At 65.0% G+C, this 13,801-nt stretch carries 17 protein-coding genes, 1 tRNA gene and 1 riboswitch; of the genes, 9 read left to right on the top strand and 9 right to left on the bottom strand.

What is annotated here, in order from left to right; all coding sequences use genetic code 11:
• Positions 1–36 precede the first annotated feature (36 nt).
• The 7 genes from AUL30_RS08405 to AUL30_RS08375 form a co-directional block, all read right to left on the bottom strand.
• Positions 37–261 (bottom strand): F0F1 ATP synthase subunit C, encoded by a 225-nt coding sequence (locus AUL30_RS08405; RefSeq protein WP_039189151.1) that lies wholly within the window; start codon positions 259–261, stop codon positions 37–39.
• 164 nt (positions 262–425) lie between these two features.
• Positions 426–1,175 (bottom strand): F0F1 ATP synthase subunit A, encoded by a 750-nt coding sequence (locus AUL30_RS08400; protein WP_062227434.1) that lies wholly within the window; start codon positions 1,173–1,175, stop codon positions 426–428.
• Positions 1,176–1,351: 176 nt separating this feature from the next.
• Complete coding sequence (locus tag AUL30_RS08395; protein ID WP_083507781.1) at positions 1,352–1,744, bottom strand: AtpZ/AtpI family protein; 393 nt, start codon at positions 1,742–1,744, stop codon at positions 1,352–1,354.
• Positions 1,745–1,771: 27 nt separating this feature from the next.
• Complete coding sequence (locus tag AUL30_RS08390; protein ID WP_244490758.1) at positions 1,772–2,881, bottom strand: cell wall hydrolase; 1,110 nt, start codon at positions 2,879–2,881, stop codon at positions 1,772–1,774.
• Between the two features lie 72 nt (positions 2,882–2,953).
• Positions 2,954–4,363, bottom strand: a complete 1,410-nt coding sequence (der, locus tag AUL30_RS08385; RefSeq protein ID WP_062227432.1) for a ribosome biogenesis GTPase Der — start codon at positions 4,361–4,363, stop codon at positions 2,954–2,956.
• Between the two features lie 45 nt (positions 4,364–4,408).
• Positions 4,409–5,149 carry a tetratricopeptide repeat protein gene (locus AUL30_RS08380; RefSeq protein WP_062227431.1) on the bottom strand — a complete coding sequence of 247 codons (741 nt, stop codon included), beginning with the start codon at positions 5,147–5,149 and terminating at the stop codon, positions 4,409–4,411.
• 150 nt (positions 5,150–5,299) lie between these two features.
• Positions 5,300–6,025: an SDR family NAD(P)-dependent oxidoreductase gene (locus AUL30_RS08375; protein WP_083507779.1), complete on the bottom strand. Its 726-nt coding sequence runs from the start codon at positions 6,023–6,025 to the stop codon at positions 5,300–5,302.
• 288 nt (positions 6,026–6,313) lie between these two features.
• Here AUL30_RS08375 and AUL30_RS08370 point away from each other — a divergent pair, with 288 nt between their 5' ends.
• Genes AUL30_RS08370 through AUL30_RS08355 form a run of 4 tightly spaced genes read left to right on the top strand, consistent with a single transcriptional unit; the run spans position 6,314 to position 9,679 of the window.
• The gene (locus AUL30_RS08370) at positions 6,314–7,333 is read left to right on the top strand and encodes an ABC transporter substrate-binding protein (protein ID WP_062227430.1); all 1,020 of its coding nucleotides are present in this window, start codon (positions 6,314–6,316) and stop codon (positions 7,331–7,333) included.
• Positions 7,330–8,151, top strand: coding sequence for an ABC transporter ATP-binding protein (locus AUL30_RS08365; protein WP_244490757.1), 822 nt, complete (start codon positions 7,330–7,332; stop codon positions 8,149–8,151). Before AUL30_RS08370 ends, AUL30_RS08365 begins: the two co-directional genes overlap by 4 nt.
• Positions 8,148–9,008 (top strand): ABC transporter permease, encoded by an 861-nt coding sequence (locus AUL30_RS08360; RefSeq protein ID WP_062227429.1) that lies wholly within the window; start codon positions 8,148–8,150, stop codon positions 9,006–9,008. Before AUL30_RS08365 ends, AUL30_RS08360 begins: the two co-directional genes overlap by 4 nt.
• Positions 9,005–9,679 (top strand): GntR family transcriptional regulator, encoded by a 675-nt coding sequence (locus AUL30_RS08355; protein ID WP_062227428.1) that lies wholly within the window; start codon positions 9,005–9,007, stop codon positions 9,677–9,679. Before AUL30_RS08360 ends, AUL30_RS08355 begins: the two co-directional genes overlap by 4 nt.
• A 40-nt stretch (positions 9,680–9,719) precedes the next feature.
• Here AUL30_RS08355 and AUL30_RS08350 read toward each other — a convergent pair.
• Positions 9,720–9,794 (bottom strand) — tRNA-Gly (locus AUL30_RS08350).
• Positions 9,795–10,283: 489 nt separating this feature from the next.
• Here AUL30_RS08350 and AUL30_RS08345 point away from each other — a divergent pair.
• The 5 genes from AUL30_RS08345 to AUL30_RS08325 all read left to right on the top strand — a co-directional run bounded on the left by AUL30_RS08345 (position 10,284) and on the right by AUL30_RS08325 (position 12,386).
• Positions 10,284–10,721 carry a type II toxin-antitoxin system HicB family antitoxin gene (locus AUL30_RS08345; RefSeq protein ID WP_062227427.1) on the top strand — a complete coding sequence of 146 codons (438 nt, stop codon included), beginning with the start codon at positions 10,284–10,286 and terminating at the stop codon, positions 10,719–10,721.
• Complete coding sequence (locus tag AUL30_RS08340) at positions 10,708–11,193, top strand: type II toxin-antitoxin system HicB family antitoxin (RefSeq protein WP_244490756.1); 486 nt, start codon at positions 10,708–10,710, stop codon at positions 11,191–11,193. The genes AUL30_RS08345 and AUL30_RS08340 overlap by 14 nt, the downstream gene beginning before the upstream one ends.
• 281 nt (positions 11,194–11,474) lie before the next feature.
• Positions 11,475–11,756 carry a BrnT family toxin gene (locus AUL30_RS08335; protein ID WP_202814488.1) on the top strand — a complete coding sequence of 94 codons (282 nt, stop codon included), beginning with the start codon at positions 11,475–11,477 and terminating at the stop codon, positions 11,754–11,756.
• The gene (locus AUL30_RS08330; RefSeq protein WP_062227426.1) at positions 11,734–12,015 is read left to right on the top strand and encodes a BrnA antitoxin family protein; all 282 of its coding nucleotides are present in this window, start codon (positions 11,734–11,736) and stop codon (positions 12,013–12,015) included. The genes AUL30_RS08335 and AUL30_RS08330 overlap by 23 nt, the downstream gene beginning before the upstream one ends.
• An 83-nt stretch (positions 12,016–12,098) precedes the next feature.
• Positions 12,099–12,386: a helix-turn-helix transcriptional regulator gene (locus tag AUL30_RS08325; protein ID WP_062227425.1), complete on the top strand. Its 288-nt coding sequence runs from the start codon at positions 12,099–12,101 to the stop codon at positions 12,384–12,386.
• A 147-nt stretch (positions 12,387–12,533) separates the two neighbouring features.
• Here the strand turns inward: AUL30_RS08325 and AUL30_RS08320 are convergent, their stop codons facing one another.
• Entirely contained in the window at positions 12,534–13,616 is a 1,083-nt protein-coding gene (locus AUL30_RS08320) for a 2'-deoxycytidine 5'-triphosphate deaminase (protein WP_062227424.1), read from the bottom strand.
• Positions 13,617–13,717: 101 nt separating this feature from the next.
• Positions 13,718–13,795: riboswitch (SAM riboswitch) on the top strand.
• Positions 13,796–13,801: the final 6 nt, after the last annotated feature.

Below are 13,801 nucleotides of genomic sequence, written 5' to 3'. Positions count from 1 at the left end.
AAGGCGGCCGGAAGCACAATCCTCGTCCAGATTGACTTAGACGAAGAGGAGAAGAAGCGCGACCAGGAGCGAGAAGATGCCCAGCGCTTCGGTCACGGCGAAGCCGAACACGAGACGGCCGAACTGGCCATCGGCTGCCGACGGGTTGCGCAGGGCGCCCGAAAGGAAGCTGGAGAAGATGTTGCCCAGGGCGAGGGCCGTACCGGCCATGCCGAAGCAGGCGAGACCAGCACCGATGTAGCGAGCGGCTTCCGCGTCCATGTGAAACTCCTGTTTTGGATCGTGCGGGAAAAATCCGCGACCGTGGCCGCGAAAGTCGAAGGGGTTCTAGACCATCCGGACCGGTTCGTGAACTGCCGGATGGTCCGTATTCTCAAAGTTTCCCCACCGGATGCATCGCGATCCTGTGAGGGAACCGGACTTTCTCAGTGATGCGGGTGAACCGCGTCGTTGAGATACATGCAGGTGAGCACCGCGAACACGTAGGCCTGCAGGAACGCGACGAGGAACTCGAACGCGGTCAGGCCCATGGTCATGAGCAGCGGCAGGATCGCGCCTGCAATACCGATGGCGCCCAACGAGCCGAGGGACACCACGAAACCGGCAAACACCTTGAGGGCGATATGGCCCGACAGGAGGTTTGCGAAGAGACGAATGGACAGCGAGATCGGGCGGGAGAGGAAGGAAATGACCTCGATCACCACCACGAAAGGCACCACCGCCGCCGGGACGCCCGACGGCACGAAGACCTTGAACCAGCCGAGCCCATGCTTGGAGATGCCGTAGATCACAACGGTCGCAATCACCAGCATGGCGAGGCCGAAGGTCACGATGAGATGGCTCGTCACCGTGAAGAAATAGGGGAACATGCCGAGCAGGTTCGCCACCAGCACGAACATGAAGAGAGAGAAGACGAGCGGGAAGAACACCATGCCCTTCGCGCCCGCTGAATCCCGCAACATGTTGGCTATGAACTCATAGGCCATCTCCGCCACGGATTGCGTCCGGGTCGGGATCTGGCCGCGGCCGCTCGTGGCGACCCACAGGAAGCCGGAGGCCACGGCAACCGTCACCACCATGAAGAGGGAGGAATTGGTGAAGGAAAGATCGAGCCCACCGATCTCGATCGGCACGAGCCGAGAAATCACGAATTGATGAAGCGGATCGTTCGCCAAGCTTCTGGTCCTTTGTCGCTCAGGCAATGCGATACGCGCGGTATCGCCCTGCCCCAATCGTCCGGTGTGGTCACGGGCGGTGCTCGTATCGGCTTTCGGCCTGGGGCTTACAGCTCAGCCTCCGTGCGGGCGACCTTGCCATAGCGTCACAAGCACGGCTTCGCAACTCCCTTCGCCTATTTGCCGGCATCCTCCATGCCGGAATCCGCCGCTTTTTTGTCCTTTCCGACCGATCGGATGACATTGGAGACGCCGGCGACGAAGCCGAGCAGCAGAAACACGATCAGGCCGAAGGGTCGCGTGTCGAAAGCATAGTCGATTCCGTAGCCGATCAGCGCGCCGACGACGACGCCCGCAATGAACTCGGAGGCGATTCTAAGGCCCGCGGCCATGCCGGACAGTCCGCCGCGCGGCGCGAGGGCCGAGGGCGGCGGGGTCTGCCGGGCGCGGGCGGCATCCAGCCGTTCGGACAGGCGGTCGCGCCGATCCTGCCAGTCCGGCGCTTGGGCGGAGGAATCACGGTGCCGATCGGGCCCCTGGCCGGGGGAATTGCCGCCATTGTCGCTCATGCTGCGTCCTCCGCCCTGTGGCGCGGCTCAGCGCCAGCCGCCATGCTCGGTCCGGTAGAACACATGAAGCCCGATCTTTTCCACCTTTTCCATGGTGCGCGCCCAGCGTGGGCGCACATAGGTGGCGTGGTAATGGGTCGCCGACCCGACGTCCGGCAGCCAGGTCTGGCCGGTCGTGACCGCCATGGCGATCCGCTCGGCCCGCTCATAGGCGCGCTTGTTGGTGATGCGGTCGGGCCGCCCATCGCAGGCGAAGGAAAACTGGCACCGGTTGCGCCAGTGGCGGTTCTGATACACCACGCCGCAGATCGTATCGGGATAGGTCGGATTGCGGACCCGGTTCAGGATGACCTGGGCCACTGCGGCCTGTCCGCGCTCGGATTCGCCCCGCGCCTCGAAGTAGATTCCGGTGGCAAGGCAGGTCTGCTCCGCGCTGCCGAAGGCCTCGGCCGGCAGGGGCGTCGCCGCCCAGGCATGATCGTCGTCGCCGATCGGCGGAACGAAGGCGAAGGTCTCGTCCGCCACCGGCGGCGGCGTGGGCTTGAGCAGCGCGTTGAAGCGGGATGATGCGCTGGGGCCGGACGCCGGCGCATAGGCAAGTTCGAGCCCGTCCTGCGGCGCATTGGCCACCGGGGTCACGGCCTCGTCTTCATCGATCATCGCCATCTGCGTGTCGACCGTATCGCGCAAGGGGTTGCCGGAGCCTTCGAAGCGCGACAGGGATGCCGTCTCCACCGCGTAGTCGGCCGGAAGGCCCGACATGGCCGTCAGCATGGTCAAGTCGCCTTCGGCGATCTCGCCGGACAGGCGGGGGCCCGACCGGGCGATGCGCCCTGTCGAGAATTGCTTGAGTTGCGCGTAGCGTGACAGGACGCGCCCGCCGCGTTCGGCCGGTTGCGAGACCGGGCGCATGGCGGCGGCACGCTCGCCGATCTCGATGCGCTCGGCAGCGGCAAAGGCCGCGCGCGCCAGCTCGAAGGGCAGCTCGCCGCGCTCCGAAACGGCGACGGGCCGCTCCGTCGCGAGCACGCCGGCACAGGCGACGAGAAGGCCGGCTGCCAGGCGGAAAGCATGCCGGCCGGCCGCAAGGCGGCGCACGCTCCCCTGCCCGTGACCCCGTCCGCACGCACGCCCCATGACCATCTCCGGCTTGTTCTATCCGGCGATGATCATCCTTCATTAACCTTAGCGAGCCGTTAACAGGGCCTGTCAGAAGCGCTTGCGGCGCCCGGCATAGGGGTTGTCCGGCTTGCGCAGATGCAGGCGGATCGGCACCCCGGCCAGGCCGAACGTCTCGCGCAGGCCATTGACGAGGTAGCGTGTGTAGGCGGCGCCGAGCGCTTCGGGACGCGAGGTCGAGACGATGAAGGTCGGCGGCCGCGTCTTGATCTGCGTCATGTATTTGACGTTGATGCGCCGCCCGGCCACGGCCGGCGGCGGATGATGCGCCACGACCCGCTCCAGCCAGCGGTTGAGCCGCGAGGTCGAGACGCGCTGGTTCCAGGTTTCATGCGTATCGACGATGGCCTTCATCAGCCGGTCGAGCCCCTCGCCCGTCTCGCCCGAGATCGCCACCGCCTTGACGCCGCGCATCTGCGGCAGGAGGCGCTCGGTCTTCTCACGAAGGTCGGCCAGGACCTCCTGGCGGTTTTCGACAAGGTCCCATTTGTTGAAGGCCAGCACCGGCGCCCGCCCCTCGCGCTCGATCAGATCGGCGATCTGCAGGTCCTGGCGCTCGAACGGCACCGTGCAGTCCAGGACGACCACCACGACCTCGGCGAACTTGATGGCCCGGATCGCATCGGCGACGGACAGCTTCTCCAGTTTTTCCTGGACCTTGGCCTTGCGGCGCAGCCCGGCCGTGTCGAACATCTTGATCCGTCGGCCGCGCCATTCCCAGGAAACCGAGATGGAATCACGCGTGATGCCGGCTTCCGGGCCAGTCAACAGCCGGTCTTCCCCGAGGAAGCGGTTGACGAGTGTGGACTTGCCGGCATTCGGGCGGCCCACAATGGCGATGTTCAAGGGTTTCGTCGCGTCGTAGCTCTCGACGGGCTCGCCATCCTCATTGAGCGTCACGTCGACATTCGATTCCGCTTCCGGCACAACGTCCACGTCGAAGGCATCCGGCCCGAGCGCGGCGACGATAGCGTCGCGCAGATCCCCCATGCCTTCGCCATGCTCGGCCGAAATGGCCACGGGCTCACCCAGGCCAAGGGCGAAGGAATCGTAGAAGCCGACATCCGATCCGCGCGCTTCGGCCTTGTTGGCCACAAGCACGACCGGGCGGCCGCCGCGGCGCAGCAGCTCACCGAAATGGGTGTCCTGCGGCGTCATGCCGGATTTGGCATCCACCACGAAGAGCGACAGATCCGCTTCGCGGATGGCCGCCTCCGTCTGCGCGCGCATCCGCCCTTCCAGCGTCTCGCCGCCGGCCTCTTCCAGGCCGGCCGTGTCGATGACGCTGAATTCGATATCGAGAAGGTGCGCGTCGCCCTCCCGCCGGTCGCGGGTCACGCCGGGGCGATCGTCCACCAGCGCCAGCCGCTTGCCGACGAGACGGTTGAACAGGGTCGACTTGCCGACATTGGGCCGGCCGATAATGGCGATGGTGACCATGGGCGTCTTCTCCCCGGCGTTGATGGGCGGCGTTGAGTGGCAGCGTTACTGTGCGCCGTCCGCGGGCGCGGGCGCCTCGCCCGTCGCCGGGGCGGTGGGCGCGGCAGGGTCACCCGCCGGCGCGGCGGCGCCGGTGCGCGCCTCGATCAGTTCCTGCATCATCCGCGCGCGTTCGGCGAGCGCCGGCGGCGTGGCGAAGTCGTCCGCGAGCTGGTCGAAGAAGGGCGCGGCCTCCTCGACCTGGCCGGCCTTCCACAAGGACAGGCCGATGGCCTCCAGGGCGGGGTGGCGCATCGGCTCGTCCTCGGCGGACAGAAGCTCGACACGGCGGCGGACATCGTCCGGCGTTCCGGTGTCGACCAGGATGTAGCCGGCCCGGATGGCGGCGATATCGCGCAGGGCGCGCGGGGCGCTGCCATCGGCCGCGACGGCATCGTAGCTTTCCACGGCGCCGGCAAGGTCCCCGGCCTGCTGGCGCGTGCCCGCAAGCTGCATCCTTGCAAGGGACGGATAGCCGGCCGTGCCGGAATCGGCGAGTTCGGCCAGCGCCGCCTCCGCTCCGGCAAAGTCACCCTTCTCGATCAGGGCCTGTGCGGTGATGAGCCGGTCGCCGTCGGCGGCGGCACGTTCGGCCGCGATCCGGTCCCAGACGACATAGGCGATCGTGCCGAGGATGATGGCGGCCACGAGCGCGATGATCACGACGCCGTAGCGCCTCCAGATCGACCGCATGCGCTCCTGCCGGATTTCCTCGTTGACTTCACGAATGAAGGTGTCGTTGCTCATGGGGCACGTCGTCCAATGGATTGACTATCGTGCCGAGGGCGCGGCGCGGCGCGCGTGCCAACTCGGACGGAACTGCGCGTCCTGTGACACAAAAGCCCGTCCGGCGCAAAGCCGCGTTGCGCCGCGCCCGCCCATGGGTTGGCGACAGCCTCAGGCGTAGTTGCGCACGTCGTCGAGTTCGACGGAGCCGAAGCCGGGTTTGCTCAAGTAGGCGAGGATACGGCCGGCGGCCTCATCCGGGGTCCAGAGTTCGCCCCGTTCCTTCAGCCCGCGATAGCGATCCACAGTGGGAAAATCCTTGGCGCGGATTCCGGCCTGCATGGCGGTATCGATCACGCCCGGTGCCAGTGCGACAGCGCTGGCGCGCCCCGACGTGCGGCCGGCATATTCGGCATTGACGGCGCGCACGAAGCCGTCGAGCCCGCTCTTGCTGGCTGTATAGGCGCTCCAATAGGGCGTGGCGCGCCGCGAAGCCCCGGACGAAATCGCCAGGATGCGCCGCTCCGCCGGCCAATCGGCCGTCGCCTTCAGGAAGGCGCCCGTCAAGGCCATCGGCGCCGTCAGGTTCAATGTGACATGGCGCTGAAGCTCTTCCGGCAACAACGCCTCGACTGCCCCGATCGGGTCCGCCGTACCGGCATTGAGGATCAGGAGCGCATCCTCCACGCTGTCCGATGGCAGGGCGGCGAGCCAATCGACGATGACCGCCGTCCCGAAGCCAGGCTCTGTCAGGTCGCAGGACACGCCCTCCCACGGGCAATCGGCCGGCACCGCGCTACGGGACACCCCCAGGACCCTGTAACCCGCTGCGATAAGCCCCCGCGCCAGCGCCATCCCCAAACCGGCCGTTGTGCCAGTCACCACTGCGATCTTCATGCCGCCCCTCCCCCTGTTTACGGCAAATTGAACCCCAGCCACGCCTCGGCCACAACCAAATATCTACATTGCGCCGCACTATACATTTTTGTGATTGACCTCGATCGCGGACTATCCTGATGTTGAATGCCTTAATTACAAGGCTTCCGCGGCCCGAGCCCGCTGCTGCAACACAGCAAGACAGCACAGAACATATATTTTCGGGCTCCCTATGCCTTTTCATGCATAAAGCCTGTGGTAGCGTTCTTGTCGGAACCCGGGAAAACGGGTCTGGGGAGGACTATCAACATGCTGCGACTTACGAGTGTCCGGCCACTGGCCGGCGCATGGCTTCTTGCATCCGCCGCTCTTCTGGGCAGCGCCGGGGCACAGGAATTGACGCCGATCACGGTCGTCGTGCCGAACCCGTCCGCGCTCAACATCTTCCCGCTGCATGTCGCAGAGGCGGAGGGCTACTTTGCCGAAGAAGGCCTGGACGTGACCGTAGAAGCGGTGAACGGCTCGGCATCCGTCCTGCAGACCCTCGTGGCGGGGCAGGCGCAGATCGGCCAGCCAGGCCCCGGCCCGCTCCTGGCTGCGCGTGAGCGGGGCGAGGATGTCGTCTTCATCTACAATTACTGGCCGAAAAGCGTCTTCGGGCTCGTGGTGCGGGACGAAGCGGAGATCACCGACCCTTCGCAACTCAAGGGCAAGCGCATCGGCGTCGGAACGGCGGACGGGGCGGAAGTCGGCTTCACGCGCGCCATCCTGGCCAGCCACGGCATGCAGGAAGGGACGGATTACGAATTCCTGACCGTGGGCGACGGCGGGACCGCCGTCGCGGCCTTCATGAACGAAGAGATCGACGCCTATGCCGCGGCAGTGGCCGACGCAGCCATCATCGAGGCGCGCGGCATCGACCTTCGGGAGATCACGCCGGAAGAGTTCCTTGCCTATTTCGGCAATGGCTGGGCCGTCACCCGCACCTATCTCGAGGCCAACAAGCCAGTGATCGAGGGCTTCGGGCGCGCCATGGTCAAGGGAACGCGCTTCGGGCTCGATCCGGCCAATACGCAGAAGGTCCTGGAGCATACGACGGCCGCCAACCCCCAGGAAGGCGAGGACACGGCCCTTGCCGGCGCGCTCCTGGAGACGATGCGGGACCGTGTGACGCCCTTCGACATGAGCCACGGCTTCGGCTACCAGCCGCCCCGCCACTGGGAGCTCTGGCAGGAAGCACAGGTTGCGACCGGCGCGCTGAAGGGCCCCCTGCCCGACATCACCGCCGCCTACACCAACGATTACGTCGAAGGCTGGAACGCCGAATGATGCCGGCCGTTGGGCAGCGCGTTCCGGCGAGCGCGGACATTCGGGCCGTCGAGGCGCCGGTCTACGCGCTGTCGAACGTGTCCAAGACCTACGGGCGCGGCTCCATTCGGGCGCTCGACCATGTGGACCTGCACCTCGACCGCGGCAGTTTTTCCTCGGTCATCGGCCCATCGGGCTGCGGCAAGTCCACGCTCCTGAAGATCATGGCGGGTTTGACCCCGCCATCGTCCGGGAGCGTCATTTTGAACGGGCGGCCGGTCACCGGCCCCCGTCGCGATATCGGCATGATGTTCCAGCAGGCGACGCTGTTTCCCTGGCGCACGACGCTCGAAAACATCCTGCTCCCGATCGAGATTCGTGACGGCGCCGCCGCGGCCAAGGCCAAGGCGCCGTCCGCCCGGGCACTCCTGGATCTGGTGGGGCTGAAAGGCTTTGCGGATATCTACCCGGACAAGCTCTCCGGCGGCATGGCGCAACGCGCCGCCATCTGCCGCATGCTGGTGACGGAGCCCGATGTGCTGCTCCTGGACGAGCCGTTCAGCGCGCTGGACGAGTTGTCCCGCGATTTCATGAACATGGAGCTGCAGCGCATCTGCCTGGAAACGCGCGCCACCGCCTTCCTGATCACCCATTCCATTCCCGAGGCGGTCATTCTGTCGGATGTCGTCTACGTCATGTCGCGCCGGCCGGGCCGCTTCGTGGAAACGATCCCGATCGATCTTCCGCGGCCGCGCACGCTGGACATGCTGACCGAGCCGCGCCTGGGCGAGCATGTCCGCCATATCCGCGCGCTGCTTGACGAAGGGGGAGTTCATTGACCGACACACGTCTTGCCGGCTCCGTCACGCCGCCCGAAACCATCTGGCGCGAGGAGGTTCCGCTTCTCGACCGGATCCCCCGCCCCATCGGCATGGTGCTGGTGCTCGCGGCCTTCCTTCTTCTGTGGCAGGGGGTGCACGCGCTCGGCATCTTCTCGCCCATTATCCTGCCGGGGCCGGCGGCGGTCGGCCGGGACATCCTCTTCGTCGGCAGCAACCTTGCCACCGGCGGTTATATGCTGACCGCACTCTGGATCACCTTTCAGGAGGTGATGCTGGGCTTTGCCATCGCCATGGCGGTCGGCTTCTTCCTCGGCGTCGTGGTGGGGGAATCCAGCTTTGGCGAACGGGTGATCCTCCCCTATCTCGTGGCCATCGACACGATGCCCAAGGTTGCCTTCGCGCCCCTGTTCCTGGCCTGGTTCGGCTTCGGCATCTCATCCAAGGTGGCGCTCGCCGCCTTCATCGCCACCTTCCCCATCGTCGTCTCGACCGCAGCGGCGCTGCAGATGTCGGACGACAATGCCCGCATGCTCTTCAAGACCATGGGCGCCAGCCGCTGGCAGACCTTGTGGCGCATGAAGATTCCTCTGGGCCTGCCGCAGATCTTCACCGGACTGAAGATCGCCTCGGTCGGCGTCATGGCAGGCGCCATCACCGGCGAGTTCCTGGGCGGCGGCAAGGGCTTCGGTGAGTTGATCCGCGTCGCGGCATCGCAGCTCAACACGCCGCGCATCTTCTCGCTCATCCTGTTCCTGAGCCTGATGGGCCTTGCCCTCTTCTGGTTCGTCTCCTTCGTGGAACAGCGCTTCGTCTTCTGGCGGCGGCGCAGCGGTGCGGCGGAGCCGATGCGATGACGGCGCTCCTCGACAGCGACAAGCTCACCTCCGCCACCGCCGTCTACGGCAAGATCCGGCGGGACATCCTGACGGGCGAGATCGCGGCCGGGCAGAAGCTGCTGATCGACAAGATGGCGCAGCGCTATGAATGCGGCACCAACCCGGTCCGCGAAGCGCTCAACCGCCTGTCCGCCGAGCGGCTGGTGGACCGCCGCGAACAGCGGGGCTTCTACGTCCCGCCCCTCTCGCTGGAATCGCTGCGCGAACTGGTCAGGACGCGCTGCTGGCTGGAGGGCCGGGCCCTGGAGGAATCGATCGCCAACCGGACACCCGCCTGGGAAGAGGGCATCATCGTCACGCATTATCGCCTGGCGCGTACGCCCATCCACCTGGCGGAGGATGGCGGCGACAATCGCGAATGGGAGGGCCACCACCGCGCCTTCCACGATGCGCTGATCGCCAATTGCGGCTCCACCTGGCTGCTTGCCTTCTGCCACGAAATGATGGACCAGGCCGTCCGCTACCGCTTCGCCTCCATGTCCACCTGCTACCCGCGGCGCGACGCGGAAGGCGAGCACACGGCCATCATGGAAGCGGCGCTGGACGGGGATGCACCAAACGCCGTGCGCCTGCTCAGCGAACAATACATGCTGACCCTGGCTCGCCTGGAAGAACACGCCTGGTCGTGAGCGCAAAACGCCGCCGGCAAATCCTGTGATCTGTGTGGACTGGAGCGGGCGATGGGGATCGAACCCACGACATCAAGCTTGGGAAGCTTGCGTTCTACCGCTGAACTACACCCGCGTCCTGGCTGTAAGCCCTACAACACCGCCCTTTGAGCCGCAAGAGGGTGCGGCTCGCGGAACGGAACAAACGGCGCGAAAAGCTGGCTTTCGGACATAAAGTCCCAAGGAAAGTCCCAAGGTTTTACACCTCCCTTCCCCGCTGCGTGGCCGGGCTTTGCGGGGCCGCAGCGGTCCAGTTCCGCCGCATCCGCCATAGCTTGCGGTAGCTTGGCAGCGCGTTACCGCGCCAAACTGCGAAGCGCGGACATACTGTTTTCGGCACGCCTCTTCTGACCCGTCAGTCGGCTGCTCGCATCAGAAGACAGGCTGGGAAAGAAGAGCGCCAGCACCTTCGCTTTTCGCGGCCGACTCTTGTTCAGGTCAGCGAGCGGGCATCCGGCGCAAGCTATACGTGCAACGTTCACCGCAACCTACATTTGCTGGCGAATTTGAACCCGCTCCATCAGCATCGAACAGTGATTGAAGCAAATGGGCAGCATGCCGTTCGATGAAGTTTCTCTATCCCCTGCACCTCGATCCAGAAGATGATCCAAACGATGGCTTCGTCGCGCAGTTCCGTGACGTGCCGGAGGCCATCGCCGGCGGTAGAGACCGGACTGAGATCCTACGCATCGCTTCGGAGGTGCTGGCAGCTGCCCTGCGCCTCTATGCGAAAAGGGGCGCGGCGATCCCAGAGCCCAGCGCCGCTCGACCGGGCGAAGTCTTGGTAACGATCCCCGCGCACGATGCCTACAAGATTGCGATTATGCATGCTTTTGCCGCATCTGGCATGACATTGGCTGCTTTTGGGAGAAGCCTCGGTCGGGTTGACATGGATGTGCGCCGGATCCTCGATCCCTCTCACCCAACCAAGATCGCAACGTTGGAAGAGGTGCTCGCCAAGCTCGGGCGACGAGCCATTATCGAGTTCGATGATGCGATATGACCGTGCCTATCATGCGCTGCTACGACGCGAGGGCAACGTTACGATCGTCACATTTCCTGATCTGCCGGAATGCAACACCTTTGGTGATGACGAGGGCGACGCACTGATCAGCGCACGCGAAGCACTGGGACTTGCCTTGCGACTGCGTCTGAAGGACCGCGAAGACCTTCCGCCGGCGCGGTTTGACGGCGGTATCGAGGTGTCACCCCCCGTCTTCGATACGCTGAAGCTTGCTGTCATCCTTGCCTTTACCGATAGCGGCATCCGCAAGACCGAACTGGCGCATCGGATCGGCAAAGTGGAAACGGAGGCGCGGCGCATTCTCGATCCGATGCATCACACCGAGCTGCCTCTGCTGGAGGCAGCGCTGGCGGCGCTCGGAAAGCATGCGGTCGTGACGCTGCGGGACACAGCACAAGCCGCGCGACTGCCGGCGCCGCCCGGATCGCTGTGCTTGAAGCCAGGATCGTAGAAGTCGGCATATGGGACTTAGAACTCTGCTAATCGTGGATCTTTGGGGCGTGACTTCCGCCGCGAAGTCCGGCAGCACGTGGACCGTTCATCCGAGACGAGAATGGAGAATTCGTTCGGCTTGCGCAGGGGTGACGCTCTTGATGCGGCCAATCTCTTTCGCTGGAGCCTTCATATTGCGGCAGGCTCAATTGGGGCAGAGGCGAGACGGTCCCTGAAGAATATCCAGAATGGAGATGTAGCCACAATAAGCTGTTGCCCTTAGCTTTCTGCAGGTACAAAATGCATATCAGAATTGAGTTCGACCCCGGAAAGAGTGATCGCAACGAGACCGAGCGCGGCCTTCCCTTCTCATTGATTGCCGAACTCAACTGGTCGTCGGTGCAGGCTGTCGAAGACACATGGAAACCGTACCCGGAACGACGCTTCGTCGGTGTCGGGTTCATCGGCCAGCGGCTGCACGTGGTATGCTTCACGCCGATCGGCGGCGGCATCCGCGTCATTTCGTTCCGTAAAGCCAACGAAAGGGAGATTCGCCGCTATGAGCAACAGGCCATTGACTGATGAGGCGGGCGAAGTCCGCGAGCTTACCACCGCCGACCTGAAGCGCATGAAGCCCGCCAACGAAGTCCTGCCGGCAGAACTTGCTTCAATCCTTCCAAAGCGCAATCCTGGCCAGCGGGGCCCGGCAAAGCGTCCAACAAAAGAGAGCATCACCCTTCGTCTCGATCCCGACATCGTGGAGCATTTTCGAGGCACGGGCCGAGGTTGGCAGGGCAGGATCAATGAAGCGCTGAAGGTCGCCATCGGCCGCAGTTCGTGAACAATGGGACTTCTCCCCCTACGCGATATCGACCCATGCGGTAGGGTCTGCGACGGAATGGAAACCATCCTGGACGATGCGCAATGCTGACTGCAGCGAACGACCTGGCCGATATCATCGCCTACGACCGCGCCATTGCGGAAGGCGGAGAATCTATTCCGGCAGCGTACGTCAAGCGCATGATCGAAGGCGAAGTGCCGCTGCGTGTTTATCGCGATTTGCGGGGCCTGACCCAGGCTCAACTGTCGGAAAGCTCCGGGGTCAATCGCGTTCAGATCGCCGACATCGAGGCAGGCCGGAAATCCGGGTCGGTCGATACGATTAGGAAACTTGCCGGCGCCTTGTCCGTGAGAATCGACGATCTGATCTAGTCTTGTCCGAAGCCGGTAGCGGCATCGGCAGGAGCAGATGAGCGCGCCGGGCCGGCTGCGCATCGCGTATCCGACATGCAGAAACCATGCGATCGTGATGCCGCCCGAGACAGGATCAGCCGGACGAGACGGCGTGCGACCGCCCCGCTACACGAAATGCTTCGACAGCTTCAGGCCCTGCGCCTGGTAGTTGGAGTTGAGATCGGCGCCGTAGAGCCGCTTCGGGCGCGTGGCCATGCGTTCGTAGATCAGGCGGCCGACGATCTGGCCGTGCTCCAGGATGAACGGCACTTCGTGGCTGCGCACTTCCAGGACGGCGCGGCTGCCGGCGCCGCCGGCATCGCTGTGGCCGAAGCCGGGGTCGAAGAAGCCGGCATAGTGGACACGGAACTCCCCGACCAGCGGATCGTAGGGCGTCATTTCCGCCGCGAAGTCCGGCGGAACGTGGACCGCTTCCTCCGAGACGAGGATGTAGAATTCGTTCGGGTCGAGCACCAGGACGCCCGAGCGGCTGGCATGGAGCGGCTCCCAGAAGTCGAGCACCGCATGGGCCGCGCGGCGGTCGACATCCACCACGCTCGTATGCCGCTTGCCGCGATAGCCGATCAGGCCCTGGGCATCTCCCCGCAGATCCACCGAAAGGGCAATGCCGCCACCGGATATGTTGGCATCCGCCGTGCTGGTCAGGCCCGACCCGGCGTGGAGGCTCACCAGTTCCTCGCCCGTCAGGGTCGCCCGGCCGCGCCGGAAGCGGATCTGGCTGAGGCGCGAGCCCTGCCGCACCAGGACGGGGAAGGTGCGCGGCGAGATTTCCAGATAGAGCGGCCCGTCATAGCCGGCCGGCACCTTGTCGAACTCCTGCGCGCGGTCGGTGATGACGCGCGTGAAGATATCGAGGCGGCCCGTGGAGGATTTCGGATTGGCCGAGGCCCGTACATCCTGCGGCAGGGACAGGCTTTCCATGAGCGGGACGATATAGACGCACCCCGTTTCGAGGACGGCGCCCTCCCCCAGTTCCACGGTGTGGAGGGAAAAGCGGTCCAGCGCCTCGGCGACGCTGCGCTGACGGCCCGGCAGGAAGCTGGCGCGCACGCGGTGCGCACGGGCGCCGAGCCGCAGGTCCAGACTGGCCGGCTGGACCTGGTCCGGATCGAACGGCCTTTGCGCCACGATCCCGCCCGCAGCGTTGAGAGCCGCGATCTCCCGATCCGGCAGGATACCCTGTTCCATCGGCCTCGAACCCCGGCTGACCCAATAGTGCCACCCGCGCATAAACGATGCCGCCCCTTGTGGAAAGCCCCGTTGACGAGGTGGCCGAACGGGAATAGTAGGCTTTGGCTCGTGGTGATTTTGCCGGCCGGCTTGCAGCCACGTAAAACAAGTCGCTAAAGGGCCGATCTCCTCGAGGACCGGTC

This window comes from Aureimonas frigidaquae (assembly GCF_001463905.1).
Taxonomy (GTDB): domain Bacteria; phylum Pseudomonadota; class Alphaproteobacteria; order Rhizobiales; family Rhizobiaceae; genus Aureimonas; species Aureimonas frigidaquae.
This window is presented reverse-complemented; position numbering and strand designations above follow the sequence as displayed.

What these genes read in the sequence shown, in the direction of transcription:
- AUL30_RS08405 (WP_039189151.1), bottom strand. Translation starts at nt 261, where the DNA reads ATGGACGCGGAAGCCGCTCGCTACATCGGTGCTGGTCTCGCCTGCTTC.
- AUL30_RS08395 (WP_083507781.1), bottom strand. Translation starts at nt 1,744, where the DNA reads ATGAGCGACAATGGCGGCAATTCCCCCGGCCAGGGGCCCGATCGGCAC.
- AUL30_RS08390 (WP_244490758.1), bottom strand. Translation starts at nt 2,881, where the DNA reads ATGGGGCGTGCGTGCGGACGGGGTCACGGGCAGGGGAGCGTGCGCCGC.
- der (WP_062227432.1), bottom strand. Translation starts at nt 4,363, where the DNA reads ATGGTCACCATCGCCATTATCGGCCGGCCCAATGTCGGCAAGTCGACC.
- AUL30_RS08380 (WP_062227431.1), bottom strand. Translation starts at nt 5,149, where the DNA reads ATGAGCAACGACACCTTCATTCGTGAAGTCAACGAGGAAATCCGGCAG.
- AUL30_RS08375 (WP_083507779.1), bottom strand. Translation starts at nt 6,025, where the DNA reads ATGAAGATCGCAGTGGTGACTGGCACAACGGCCGGTTTGGGGATGGCG.
- AUL30_RS08370 (WP_062227430.1), top strand. Translation starts at nt 6,314, where the DNA reads ATGCTGCGACTTACGAGTGTCCGGCCACTGGCCGGCGCATGGCTTCTT.
- AUL30_RS08365 (WP_244490757.1), top strand. Translation starts at nt 7,330, where the DNA reads ATGATGCCGGCCGTTGGGCAGCGCGTTCCGGCGAGCGCGGACATTCGG.
- AUL30_RS08355 (WP_062227428.1), top strand. Translation starts at nt 9,005, where the DNA reads ATGACGGCGCTCCTCGACAGCGACAAGCTCACCTCCGCCACCGCCGTC.
- AUL30_RS08345 (WP_062227427.1), top strand. Translation starts at nt 10,284, where the DNA reads ATGAAGTTTCTCTATCCCCTGCACCTCGATCCAGAAGATGATCCAAAC.
- AUL30_RS08340 (WP_244490756.1), top strand. Translation starts at nt 10,708, where the DNA reads ATGATGCGATATGACCGTGCCTATCATGCGCTGCTACGACGCGAGGGC.
- AUL30_RS08335 (WP_202814488.1), top strand. Translation starts at nt 11,475, where the DNA reads ATGCATATCAGAATTGAGTTCGACCCCGGAAAGAGTGATCGCAACGAG.
- AUL30_RS08330 (WP_062227426.1), top strand. Translation starts at nt 11,734, where the DNA reads ATGAGCAACAGGCCATTGACTGATGAGGCGGGCGAAGTCCGCGAGCTT.
- AUL30_RS08325 (WP_062227425.1), top strand. Translation starts at nt 12,099, where the DNA reads ATGCTGACTGCAGCGAACGACCTGGCCGATATCATCGCCTACGACCGC.
- AUL30_RS08320 (WP_062227424.1), bottom strand. Translation starts at nt 13,616, where the DNA reads ATGGAACAGGGTATCCTGCCGGATCGGGAGATCGCGGCTCTCAACGCT.